At 59.2% G+C, this 13,272-nt stretch carries 7 protein-coding genes; 1 reads left to right on the plus strand and 6 read right to left on the minus strand.

Going from position 1 to position 13,272, the window contains the following annotated elements; translation table 11 throughout:
• Positions 1 to 133: 133 nt before the first annotated feature.
• From MHI24_RS12075 to MHI24_RS12100, 6 genes are read right to left on the minus strand one after another with little or no spacing between them, the layout of a single operon-like run.
• A complete protein-coding gene (locus MHI24_RS12075) occupies positions 134 to 1,150 on the minus strand; it encodes a glycosidase (RefSeq protein WP_340025857.1) in 1,017 nt (338 codons plus the stop codon).
• A gap of 2 nt (positions 1,151 to 1,152) precedes the next feature.
• On the minus strand, positions 1,153 to 4,317 hold the full coding sequence (locus MHI24_RS12080) for an alpha-mannosidase (RefSeq protein ID WP_340025858.1): 3,165 nt from the start codon (positions 4,315 to 4,317) through the stop codon (positions 1,153 to 1,155).
• A gap of 3 nt (positions 4,318 to 4,320) precedes the next feature.
• Entirely contained in the window at positions 4,321 to 6,624 is a 2,304-nt protein-coding gene (locus MHI24_RS12085; RefSeq protein WP_340025859.1) for a glycoside hydrolase family 3 N-terminal domain-containing protein, read from the minus strand.
• 30 nt (positions 6,625 to 6,654) lie between these two features.
• The gene (locus MHI24_RS12090) at positions 6,655 to 8,271 is read right to left on the minus strand and encodes an extracellular solute-binding protein (protein ID WP_340025861.1); all 1,617 of its coding nucleotides are present in this window, start codon (positions 8,269 to 8,271) and stop codon (positions 6,655 to 6,657) included.
• 37 nt (positions 8,272 to 8,308) lie between these two features.
• On the minus strand, positions 8,309 to 9,220 hold the full coding sequence (locus MHI24_RS12095; RefSeq protein ID WP_340025862.1) for a carbohydrate ABC transporter permease: 912 nt from the start codon (positions 9,218 to 9,220) through the stop codon (positions 8,309 to 8,311).
• A 16-nt stretch (positions 9,221 to 9,236) separates the two neighbouring features.
• Entirely contained in the window at positions 9,237 to 10,151 is a 915-nt protein-coding gene (locus MHI24_RS12100) for an ABC transporter permease subunit (protein ID WP_340025863.1), read from the minus strand.
• 356 nt (positions 10,152 to 10,507) lie between these two features.
• Here MHI24_RS12100 and MHI24_RS12105 point away from each other — a divergent pair, with 356 nt between their 5' ends.
• On the plus strand, positions 10,508 to 13,267 hold the full coding sequence (locus tag MHI24_RS12105) for an alpha-mannosidase (RefSeq protein ID WP_340025864.1): 2,760 nt from the start codon (positions 10,508 to 10,510) through the stop codon (positions 13,265 to 13,267).
• Positions 13,268 to 13,272: the final 5 nt, after the last annotated feature.

The following is a 13,272-nucleotide window of genomic DNA, read 5'->3' on the forward strand; positions in this document are numbered from 1 at the left end:
GTCACCAGCATCTGTACAGGAGATTCGCCACTTCGCCATTTGCGGGACGAACCCGGCTGCCTGCCCCGCGAGTGCTTGGGTTACTTTGCTTCGGGGGCAATGGTCTGGTACTCCTCTTGGCGGCGGCTTCCGGCTACTCTGCTTCCTTCAGAATATGCTCCACCAGTTCATCCAGAGGCACCGTAGCCAGCGCAATGGCTGTATCGGTTACGCCGTAGTAGATATAGAGCAGGCCGTCCTTGACCACATTGCCGGTCGGGAAGATGACATTCGGAATCTGGAAGCCGAATTTCTCGTAATAGGTCTCCGGCTCCATAATGAAATTACGGGTCCGGGCAATGATCTTCTCCGGCTGCTCCAGATCCAGCAGCATCGCTCCCACACGGTAGACAACCTCTTCATCTACGCCGTGATAGAGCACCAGCCAGCCTTTGTCTGTCCGGATTGGAGGTGTTGAGCCGCCGATCTTCCGCGCTTCCCACGGCAGGTCCCCGGCAGAGGCGAGCAGCTTGGGCTCTTCCCAATGCACCAGATCCTCGGAGTAGGTAATCCACATAGCGGCTTTTTCCGTGCCGTAGGCCTCGCCCACGTATTCTTCGGGGCGGCGAAGCAGCACGAATTTGCCGTTGATTTTCTCAGGAAACAGGATGTTGTCCCGGTCGTTGATCTCCAGCGGCGTCGTGTCCGCCACGAACTCCCAGTCCAGCAGATTGGTTGACTTCAGAATCGAGGAGCGGGTCAGCCAGTGGCCCTCCTCTTCTCCCCAGCCGTCCGGGTAGGTCGGAATGGAGCGCTCAGGGACGCCGCGCCCGGTAGGATAATAGCTCATGGCACAAGGGCGCAGGGCGTAGTTCAGGTAGAACGTGCCGTCGATCTTCACAATGCGCGGGTCCTGCACACTGCCGTACGGGAAGCCCAGCATATCCGGTGTGACAATCGGCTCATCCTTCACATGGGTGAAGTTCACGCCGTCCTCGCTCTCCAGCAGGCCCAGATAGTTCTTGCACGGGGTCAGGGAACCGGCGGTACGCTCAATCATATAGAACTTGCCGTTATCGATGATAACGGCCGGGTTAAATACGGTAACCTTACGCCATTCATAGCCGCCCGGGACGACAATCGGATTATTTGGATGTCTTGTAATTTGCATGTCTATTCCTCCTGCGAATGATGTTCGTGATATAGCTTGAGCGTCTGGACCTCATAGGGCCGGAAGGACAGCGGAATGACGCCGCCGGTGGTCTCCAGGGACCCGGTGTTGCTCTCCAGCAGATTGACCCGGCAGGCGCTGATCTCCTCGTCCTGCCAGTCCAGCGTAGCTGTCTCTCTGCTGCCTGCCGCTTCATACAGCCGGACAATCGTGCCGCTGCCGTCCTCGGCCGGCTTGATCGTATCAAGCATAACGTGGCTGCTCTGGAAGTTCAGCCAGGCGTGGGTGCTTGGATAGCGGCCGGAATGTGCGGCTTCGCTGACCGCCAGCAACGGCTCATTCAGCTCCGCCGCTTCGCGTACCACATCGGCCTGCCGCCAATCTCCGCTGTGCGGATACAGCGAGTACGTGAATTCATGCTCCCCCTGGTCGGCATTGCGGTCCGGCCAGCGCGGGGCGCGCAGCAGCGAGAGGCGGAGCACGCCGTCATGGATGTCATAGCCGTATTTGCAGTCGTTCAGCAGGCTGACGCCATAGCCGCCCTCGGACAGATCGGCCCAGCGGTGTCCGCAGACCTCGAACTGCGCCTGCTCCCAGCTGGTGTTGCGGTGGGTCGGGCGCTCCAGCGCGCCGAACGGAATCTCATACGTAGCCTTAGTGGCCACAATATCCACCGGAAAAGCAACCTTCAGCAGCTTATGCTGCTCTCTCCAGCTTACGCGGGTGCGGAAATCCACTCTGCGGCTGTTCCGGGGCAGGACGATCTCCTGCCCGATCAGCGATTCACCAAGCTGCCAGCGGAACCTCAGCACGGACTGTACAGGCCCGCTGCTGACCACCCGGCGCTCCAGCAGCTTCGTCTTGCCCGCAGGCTGCTGTTCATAACGCGGGTCTATATCCCAGGCATCCCACAGCGGCGGGGTGTCATGATAGAACTGCAGCTGGTTGCCGGTCCGGCCGGGCTGGAGCAGCTCGCGGTCCGCACTTTTGTCATACCAGCGGCTAATCTCGCCGTCTTCATTAAATGTGAGAATATAATGGTCCGTCTCCCATTGCTCCGGGAAGCTCTCACCGGCGGCGGGAACAGCCTGCTGCTGAATAGGAAGCTTAGCCTCCCGCAGCCAGATCGTCCGGCAGCCGAAGGCCGGAACCTTGCGGACCCGCACAGCCAGCGTATAGCTGCCTGCCCCTGTGTTCCAGCATTCGCTCTCAAGCGGGCCGTCCTCATCATACGCCTGTATTGCAGCCAGCTCAGGACCGCCCTCCAGCCGGATGAACTCCGTCCGCTCCCAGCCCAGGCTGTTGAAGATTACATAGGGACGGCCCTCGCCCGCCGAAGTATTCACCTGGCTAGCCAGAGTGTGCAGGGCGGTGTCCAGCACCTGCCCGCCCAGACGGAAAATCTCAGCGTATTCCTCCCGCGAGGTCGTGTACACCTCCGGGATAGAGGTGCCGGGGATGATGTCATGGAACTGGTTAAGCAGCAGCAGCTTCCAGCCTTCGGCCAGTTCCCCGGCAGGCAGCAGACGCTGCACATCCGGCTGCTCCGGCTGATCCGGCTCCAGAGTACCGTCCTTCTGCGCCAGCACGCTCCAAATCTCCGCCTGCCGGTACAGAATCTCCGCCTTGCGGTTGCTGCGCTTGTTGAAGGCATGGGTCGTGAAGGTGCCGCGGTGCAGCTCCAGATAGAGATCGCCATGCCATGCCGGAAGCTCCGGCTGGCGCGCACCGATCTCCGAGAAGAACGCTTCCGCCGTAGAGAATCTGCTGACCGGCTGGCCTGGAGCGAGACCGGTGCGGGCCACATATTCCAGCATCTCATGGGTGACTCCGCCTCCGCCGTCGCCATGGCCGTAGAGCAGCATCAGCTCATCATGCTCTTCCTTCTGGGCATAAGCTTGCCAGTGCTCCTGCACATCCTTCGGATGCGTATGCTCGTTGACGCCATGGTTCTGATAGGCCACAATCTTCGTCCCGTCAATGCCGACCCAATGAAATAAGGTATGCGGGAAGGGATTGGTGTCATTCCAGCCCAGCTTGGTGGTCATGAAATAATCAATCCCCGCCTGCTTCAGCAGCTGCGGCAGAGAGGCGCAGTACCCAAAGGTATCCGGCAGCCATTCAATCGCGGAATGCTTGCCGAATTCCTTCATATAGAAGCCCTGGCCGTACAGCATCTGCCGCACCAGCGACTCCCCGCCGGGAATATTGAGATCCGGCTCCACCCACATGCCGCCGACCAGCTCCCACCGGCCTTCGGCAATCCGCTCCTTGATCCGCCCGTACAGCTCGGGATAATGCTCCTTGGCGAAGGCATAGAGCTGGGGCTGGCTCTGCGAGTACCGGAAGTCCGGGTACTTGTCCATCAGGGTGCAGACCGTGGAGAAGGTCCGGCTCACCTTGCGCACCGTCTCCCGGACCGGCCACAGCCAGGCCACATCAATATGCGACTGGCCGACCATATGCATCGTCCCCGGGTTCAGCCCCGCAGGCCGTTCCACCGAAGCGGCCGTCCGCAGCAGTTGTTCCGCCGCAGTTACGGCCTCGCCATCCAGCAGCAGCCCCTCCTTCATATAGAGCGTGTCCATCACCCGCTCCAGTGCCTTCAGGCTGCGGAGGCGGCGCATATCGCCCTCCGGCAGCAGAAGAGCCGCTTCATGCACGATGTTCACGGTATGCAGCAGGCTGTATACCGGACGGTTCACACGCACAAGCGTGATTTCAATGCCGGTCAGCGGCGGCTTAATCACCGCCTGACGGTTCAGCGGGTCCTCCGGCTCGGGCACCGGATCATACAGCTCGATGTCCAGCTCCAGGCGTTCACCCGGAGCAGAAGACGGCAGCGGAATGAACCAGTGATTGCTGTCCAGGCCATGGTATGGCGCTCCGTCCAGCCTCAGCAGACCTTCCCCGCGCCCCAGATAGAGCAGCGCCGCCTCTTCACGCGCCCACTCTCCCGGAACCGTGATCTCCCGCTGAAGGAAATACGTAGTGCCATAACCGCCATCCAGCTGGGAAACATTGTATTTCTGATGCAGCTCCGCCTCATGCTCATAGCTGCCGGGAGTGAGGTAACGGGACCTCCGCAGAGTCCATTCCGCAAGCTCTATCTTCTCCGCCCACTGCCGCTTGGCCAGCCACCGGGTGAAGCGGTTCATGCGCTTCATGGCTTAGCCCTCCTCTCTGACCTGGAGCGGTGCGCTCAGGTACTCGGCGGAGTTCGGACCGGCCATCACCGTGAATTCTCCCGGCTCGACGATCCGCGTCAGATCCGCCGATACATATTCCAGCTCCTCCCGGCCGACACGGAACGTTACCGTCTGCGTGTCTCCCGGCTGGAGGCTGATTTTGCGGAAGCCCTTCAGCTGCTTCTCGGGCCGGGTAATGGACGAGGCCAGATCGGAGATGTAGAGCTGTACTACCTCGCTGCCTGCCCGGTCACCCTTATTAGTTACATCCACGGAGACAAGTGCTTCTCCATCCGCAGAAATGACAGCAGGCTCCACCTTCAGGTTGCTGTACCCGAATTCACTGAAGCTGAGACCGTAGCCGAAGGGATATTCAGCGTGAAAATCCGTCTCCAGATACCGCTTCCCTCTCGTCCGCCGCTTGTAGTAATACACGGGAAGCTGGCCGACATGCTTCGGAATGCTGATCGTCAGCCGCCCGGAAGGATTCACCTTCCCGAACAGGATATCGGCAATCGCATGTCCGCCCTCCTGCCCCGGATACCAGGCCTCCAGAATGGCGTCGGCATGTTCTACAATCCAAGGCTCGGCAATCGGGCGGCCGTTGATATAGACCACAACCAGCGGCTTGCCCAGCTTGTGAAGCTCCTGCGCCAGCTCCAGCTGCACGCCCATCAGATTCAGCGTGGAGCGGTCGATGCCTTCCCCGCATTCCATGTCGCTCCAGGAATGCTCCGTCACGACCGAAGCGCCGGTGAGCAGATCAATCGTCCCCTCACCGAAATCTCTGGCGCTGGAGCCGCCGACCGCCAGCACGATCGCATCGGCTTCCGCCGCACAGGCCAGGGCATGGGCGAAGCCTTCCCGGGAATCCCCCTTGATCCGGCAGCCGGGGGCATACTCTACCCGGTCCGCTCCGCCGCCCAGGGCTTGCCGGATGCCTTCCAGCACCGTAACAATCGCGCCTTTGGGCTGGGGCGAGGTATAATCGCCAAGCTGGTTATACGGCGCATCCGCATTGGGCCCGATCACCGCAAGCTTGCGGATCTCCTTGCTGAGCGGCAACGTCCCATTGCCGTTCTTCAGCATAATAATGCTCTCACCGGCAATCCGCCGGGCCAGCTCCTTGTGCTCCGGCTTGCCTATAACCTGCTCTGCCTGCTCAGGATCGGCATAAGGACGGTCGAACAGCCCCAGCCTGAACTTCAGCTCCAGAATCCGGGCTGCCGCGCGGTCCAGATCCGCCTCCTGCAGCCGCCCCCGCCGGACCGCAGACGCCAGATGCTGCTCGAACATCTCGCCTGACATCTCCATATCGATGCCGGCCAGCAGCGCCTGGACGACCGCGGTCTCCCCGCTCTCTGCGGTGTTATGACCATTCGTCAACATGCCCAGCGCGCCGCAGTCCGTGATGATGAATCCCTCGAAGCCCCATTGCTCCCGCAGCACATCCTGCAGAAGATAACGGTTGGTTGTACACGGCACGCCGTCAATCTCGTTATAGGCTGTCATAATCGACAGCGCTCCGGCCTCCACCGCCTTGCGGAAGGGCAGCAGATCGACCTCATGCAGCTCGCGCAGCCCCATATGCACGGGTGCAGAATTGCGCCCGCCCTCGGAGCTGCCGTAGGCGGCGAAGTGCTTCAGGGTCGCCAGTACGGAATCCTCCGCATCCAGCCGCTCCCCCTGCAGGCCCTTCACGGCCTCGACACCCATCGCCGCAATCAGGTACGGGTCTTCGCCGAAGGTCTCCTCCGTCCGGCCCCAACGCGGATCACGCACCACATCCAGCACCGGGGAATAGGTAGCCGCTCCGCCCTGGCTGCGGGTCTCCAGCGCTACCGCCCGGCACATCTCGCGGTACAGCTCCGGGTTCCACATGCTGCCCAGCGCAAGCGGAACAGGGAACACTGTAGCGCCTATCGCCATATGCCCGTGCGAGCACTCCTCCCCGAACAGAATGGGAATCCCGAGCCGGCTCTCCTTCATGGCATACGCCTGAATCGTATTGACCGTCTCCGCCCCCTCCTTCGGGGACAGGCCGGTCTCCAGCGTAACCCCGGTCCACGGGTCGGCGCGCAGCGTTCCGTACAGGGAGCCGACACCGCCGGCAGCAATCCGGCGCTTGAAGGCTTCAGTGATCCCGGCCGTCCCGTCCGGGCGCTTCTCATAGCACTGCCAGCCGAAAGGCTGGACTAATTGTCCAGCCTTCTCTCCAAGCGTCATGCGCTGCAGCAGATCCTGTACCCGGTCTGCTACAGGCCGTGTTTTATCCTTATAGATCATTGATTACAGCACCCTTCCACCGAGCCTGGTTTAGTTGGTCTTCCAGCGGTCATACGCAGCCTGGTTGATCTCAGCTACACGCTCTCCGCCCATCTTCTTGACAGTCGCGACATAGTTGTCCCAGCCGGTCAGCGGCTCAGCGCCGGTGATGAACTTCGCTTCCATCTGCTTCACATAGGTGCTCAGATCCGAATTCAGACTGCTGATTTCCGTCTGCTCTTCCACCGTCAGGAACAGGGCCGGGAATGGAATCCGTGCGCCTTTATCCAGCAGCTTCTGCTTGGTCTCCTGCTCCACCCACAGGTCAAAGTCCGTCTTCAGCCCCTTGTTGATATCATCCATGGACAGGGTTGGGGCAGGAATCCCGTAGTTCGGCGTCAAGGTGGCCCGGTAATCCTCCATCTCTTTGCCGTCCGGCACGGGCAGGTATTGCTTCATCCGGCTGTCTTTGTCGGTGTACTCCCAGAGCACGCCCTCCGGCCCTTTATTGAAGAACAGGGCGCCTTCATAGGAATAGAGGTAATCCACCCAGCGGAGCGAGGCTTCCGGCGCCGGATTGCTGCTTGTGATGGCGAATGCGCCGGTGGTAATCCCTCTGTTCTTGGCAATTGCCGGAGCGGCAACGGATTCACTGCGCACAGGCGCGAACATCGGATCTGCCGTGGACGGCTCTCCGCCCTTAGTCATATAGGCGTGCCAGTCGGAAAAGAGTGCAACGCGGTTATTCTGCGCCTTGGCCTTCTTCTGCTCCGCCGTCTGCGAGAAGCTCTCATGATCCAGCAGCTCCTCGGACCACAGGCGGTTCATATACGTCAGATACTCCTTATAGCCCTCTTCCAGCGGCGTATAGTGGACCTTGTCCGCATCGTCTACATAGATTTCTTCCTCATAGATGCCGAAGGCGCCCAGCAGCCAGGTGCGGATATCGCGGAGGTTCGCAGCGGCGGTCGTCACTGAGGAAATCGGAATCTCATCAGCGATGCCGTTGCCGTTCGGATCTTCCTCCTTCACGCGCTTCAGGTAGGTGTACAGCTCCTCGGTCGTTTCCGGCAGCTTGTCGATGTTCAGCGCCTTCAGGAAGTCGCCGTTATACCACATCGGGTTGCGGTACCAGTGCTGGCTCATTTCCACCACCGGCAGGGAGTAGATATGGCCGTCCGGGGCGGTAATCGATTTGCGCACATCCGGGTTCTCCTCAAGCAAAGCCTTGAAGTTCGGCGCATACTCTTCGATCAGATCCTCCAGCGGAATCAGAATTCCCTGCTCACCGTAATTCATCTGCTCGGCAGTCGTCAGACCGGCCGCATAGAAAATATCCGGGTAATCGCCGCTGGCGAACACCAGATTCTTTTTGGTCTCGAAGCTGTCCTTCGGCGCGTTTTTATATTCCAGGGTGATGCCGGTCTTCTCCTTCATCTGCTGAAGCACCGGCATGTTCTCCCAGTTCTGAATGCCCACATCCGGCGCCATCATGGACAGGGTGATCGGTTCATTTACAATCGGGAAGCCTTCCTTGTTCACTGTAGCCTCTCCGGTACTCTTGCCTGCATTGCCTTCATCTGCCCCAGAGCTCCCGCAGCCTGCCAGCAGTCCGACAATCACAGCCGAAGACAGCAGAACCTTCCATGGTTTACGTGTGATCTGCATTGATAATTCCTCCCTTAGGTTCATTACATTTTAACCTTTAGCCTTTCACAGAGCCAATCATGACCCCTTGGACAAAATAACGCTGCAGGAACGGATAGACCGCCACAATCGGCAGCGTAGAGACAACAATCACCCCGTATTTAATCAGCGAGGCGGTCTCCGCCTTGTTGTTCATCGCGACCGCCACCTCGCCGCTGATCGCAGCGCCTGTGGTCTCGGCCGACATCTCCTGAAGCACCAGAATCTGGCGCAGCACCATCTGCAGCGGATATTTGGCCTCATCGTTCAGATAGATCAGGGACGGGAAATAGCTGTTCCAGTGGCTCACCCCGTAGAACAGGGCCATTACAGCGATAATCGGTGCCGACAGCGGCAGAATAATGCGGATGAACAGCTTGAGATTCGTACAGCCGTCGATATGCGCCGCTTCCTGAAGCTCCTTGGGAATGGTGGTCTGGAAGAACGTGCGGGCCACAACGATATTCCACACCGAAGCGGCTACGGGCAGGATTAAGGCCCCCATGCTGTTCATCAGGCCCAGGTTCTTCACCAGCAGATACGTCGGCACCAGTCCCCCGCTGAAGAACATCGTGAACAGAATGAGTCCCATGAATAACTGGCGTCCGGCAAAATCAGACCGGCTGAGCGCATACGCAGCAGGCAGCGTAACGGCCAGATTCAGCAGCGTGCCTGCCACTGTGTAAATGATGGTATTCAGATACCCGTTCCAGATCTTCGGATTCTCGAACACCAGCTTATAGCCGTCCAGGGTCACATTCTTCGGAAACAGCCACATGGCCCCCGAATTGACATCCTGCGGCGAGCTGATGGACGCGCTGAGGATATAGATCAGCGGATAGAGGACAACCACCAGCGCAAGGCACAGATAAATGTAGGTGCTGATCAGGAACAGCTTATCTCCCCTGGATTCTTTTATCGCAGTAACCAAAGACTTCAACTCCTTTCTACCAGAGGCTGTTCTCACTGGTCTTTTTGGCAATCCGGTTCACGGTAACCAGCAGAATTACGTTGACCACCGAGTTGAACAGGCCGACCGCCGTGGAGAAGCTGTATTGTGCATTCACCAGACCGGCCCGGTACACATAGGTGGATATGACATCGGAGGCTTCCATGTTGAGCGAATTCTGCAGCAGCAGGATTTTCTCGAAGCCGAGACCCAGAATGTTCCCCATATTCAGGATCAGCATGATCGTAATGGTGGGGATGATCGTCGGCAGATTGATATGCAGCACCCGCTTCATCCGGCTGGCCCCATCCATTATGGCCGCTTCGTGCAGCTGGGGATCTACGCCCGACAGCGCCGCAAGGTAGATAATCGTCCCCCATCCGGTGCTCTGCCACACGCCCGAGAAGACATACACGGTCTTGAACCAGGCCGGATCGGTCAGAAATTGCGCCGGCTGGAAGCCCAGGAATTCAATCAGCCGGACAATCATTCCGCTGGAGGGTGACAGGAAGGTAATAATCATACCCGCCATGACCACCACCGAGATGAAATGCGGCGCATAGGTTACAGTCTGGACCGATTTCTTAAAGGGGCCGTTGCGGACCTCATTGAAGGCCAGGGCCAGAATAATCGGCAGCGGGAATCCGATCGCCAGCTCGTAGAAGCTGATGCTGAACGTATTCCACAGCAGATCCCAGAAGAAATAGGAATTGAAGAACCGTTCAAAATGATCGAAGCCCACCCAGTCACTGCCCATAATTCCTTTGGATGGTACGAAATTCTTGAAGGCAATCTGAATCCCGTACATCGGACCATAATGGAAGATGAGGAAATACAGTAATGCGGGTAGCATGAACAGATAGAGCTCCCAGTTCTGCCGGATTCTTTTACCCAGGGATTGGTTCCCCTTCATTCTCCCACTCCTCTCTATGTTAGTTTTCATTACAGCAAATCTTGTATCCGCTTCGCATTCTTGTGAAGGCCCCTCCTGCTAACGCTTACATCCAAAAGTGTAGTGAAACTAAGCTGACACCGTAAATATGTAGGTTGTGCATTGTCATGTTAACCGAGTGTAAAACCGCGCCGCTGCGGGGCTTACGGGCTGAATAGCTTGAACAGGCTGCTGCGGGCCGGTTGCCGTAAATGTGTGAATTATGAACCCTTCTGCCCGCTGCAAAAGTTACATATTGTGATCCCCGCACAGGTATGCAAACATTTGCTACGAATGCCAACGCTACAACAAACGACTGTCAACTAGGAGGTTACGTCATGACCCGCACTACCGCCCACCTGATCTCACACACCCACTGGGACCGGGAATGGTACATGCCTTATGAGCGTCATCATGTGCTGCTGGCGAAGCTGATGAACGAGCTGCTGGACACGCTGGAGAAGGATGAGCGCTACCGCTCCTTCCACCTGGACGGGCAGACCATTATAATCGAAGACTATCTTCAGATTCACCCTGAGAAAAAAGAGCAGCTGGAGCAGTTCATCCGCGAAGGCCGGATTATCATCGGTCCCTGGTATGTGCTCCAGGATGAATTCCTGACCAGCTCCGAGGCCAATGTGCGTAATCTGCTGACCGGCCATCAGGACGCGGCGAAGTATGGTGTGATCTCGAAGCTCGGCTACTTCCCCGACTCCTTCGGCAATATGGGCCAAGCCCCTCAGCTGCTCCGGCAGGCTGACATTGAGACTGCGGTGTTCGGCCGCGGCGTGAAGCCGACGGGCTTCGATAATATGGTCGGCGAGCTGAACAGCGCCAGCTATGAATCGCCTTATTCCGAGATGTACTGGCAGTCCCCTGACGGGTCTAAGGTGCTGGGCCTGCTCTTCGCGAACTGGTACAGCAACGGCAATGAGGTGCCAGCAGATGCAGAGGAGGCCAAGGTCTTCTGGGACAAAAAGTTGGCCGATGCCGGCAAGTACGCCTCCACCCCCGAGCTGCTGTTCATGAACGGCTGTGACCACCAGCCGGTGCAGCGCGATCTCGCCGATGCGCTGGAGACGGCCCGGGCGCTGTACCCGGATACCGATTTCGTCCACTCCAGCTTCGAGGAGTATCTGAAGGCGCTTGCGCCTTCGCTGCCGGAGGATCTGGTCACGGTGAACGGCGAGCTGCGCAGCCAGCATACAGACGGCTGGGGCACGCTGGTGAATACCGCCTCTGCCCGGGTCTATCTGAAGCAGATGAACCAGCGGGGGCAGACGCTGCTGGAGAAGGGCGCCGAGCCGCTGGCGGCACTCGCTTATCTGGTCAGCGGGCAGGCTTACCCCCATGCGCTGCTGACCTATGCCTGGAAGACGCTGATGCAGAACCATCCGCATGACAGCATCTGCGGCTGCAGTGTAGACGAGGTCCACCGCGAGATGATCAGCCGCTTCGACAAGAGCCGCCATGCCGGTGAGGCTATTATTGAAGACAGCCTGAAAGCGGTCTCCGCACAGATTGGCACCTGGAAGGTGGCGGCCTGGGGTGACTCTGCGCTGCCGGTGACGGTGTTCAATACTACCGGCTGGGAGCGCAGCGGAACGGTCAGCGTGGAGGTGATCTTCGCGAAGCGGTACTTCAAGGAAGGCCCGAATCCGGCGGCGATTGCCGAAGCTCTGGATCAGCTTCCGCTTGACTTAGAGAACGGCCGGCTGCTCGATTCGGAAGGGCAGACTGTGGCTTGCCGGGCGGAGGATCTGGGCACCCGGTTCGGCTATGAGCTGCCGGACGACCAGTTCCGCAAGCCTTATATGGCCCGGATGGTCCGGCTGACCTTCGAGGCTGCGCAGGTGCCGCCGCTTGGGTACAGCACCTACGCCTGGGTAAAAGTGTCGGCGGGTCAATCTGCCGGGGCTGTTACTGAGGGTCCGCTTAAGCTGCTGGAGCAGGGTATGGAGAATGACTTTCTTGCGGTCCGCATCCGCGAGGATGGCTCTTATGATGTAGCCGACAAGCGCACCGGCACCATCTTTGGAGCGCTCGGTGTCTATGAGAACTGCGGCGATATCGGCAATGAATACGTGTTCCGCCAGCCGGACGAAGATGTCGCATTGACGACCAAGGGCCTCGCCGCCCACATCACGCTGGCTGAGCATGAGCCTTACCGCATCACGTATGAAATCGTGCATGAATGGTCCATTCCAGCCTCCGCAGATGCTTCGTTCGAGGATGAGAAGCGCAGAATGGTGCCGTTCCGGCAGCGCAAGGCCGGACGCTCTACGGAGCTGGCTCCGCTGCGGATCGTGACCCGGCTCAGCCTGGAGGCGAACGGAACCGGCGTTCAGGTGTCGGCGGCGTTCAATAATCAGGCCAAGGACCACCGGCTGCGCGTCCTGTTCCCTGCCGGGCTGGCCGCCTCGACGCTGCGGGCTGACTCCATCTTCGAGGCTGCCGAACGCGAGATTGAGCCGGCTGCGGACTGGATTAACCCGAGCAACGCCCAGCATCAGCAGGCTTATGTCAGCGTATCGGACGGCCATGCCGGACTGCTGGCGGCCAACAAGGGGCTGAACGAATATGAGGTGCTGCGTGACGGCAGCAATACCATTGCTGTCACCCTGCTGCGCAGCGTATCGGAGCTGGGCGACTGGGGCGTGTTCCCTACACCGGAGGCCCAGTGCCTGGGCGAGCAGACCGTGGAATTCGCGGTCCGTCCTTTTGCCGGGGATACGGACTGGACAGAGGCCTGTGCCTGGGCGTATCAGTACCAGGCGCCCTGGTTCACGGTCCAGACCGGCTGGCAGGAGGGCCATCTCCCTGCCGTCTATCAGCCGCTGGAATGGCAGGGCCGCACTCTGGCCCTGTCCGCCTTCAAAATGTCCGCAGACCATGAAGACATCATTCTGCGCTGGTTCAATCTTGCCGGCGCCGAGCAGGAGCTCGCGCTGACGCCGCATTTTCCCGTGGAGGCTGTATATGCCAGTGATATTCTGGAACGGCGGAAGCACCGGGAGGCTATGGATGAGGGCACGCTCCGCAGTTCCATTGGTCCAGCCCGGATTGTCACCTGCGCCCTGCAAACTGTACCACGCTAAATTCA

The sequence above is a fragment of the Paenibacillus sp. FSL K6-1096 genome (assembly GCF_037977055.1).
Taxonomy (GTDB): domain Bacteria; phylum Bacillota; class Bacilli; order Paenibacillales; family Paenibacillaceae; genus Paenibacillus_AQ.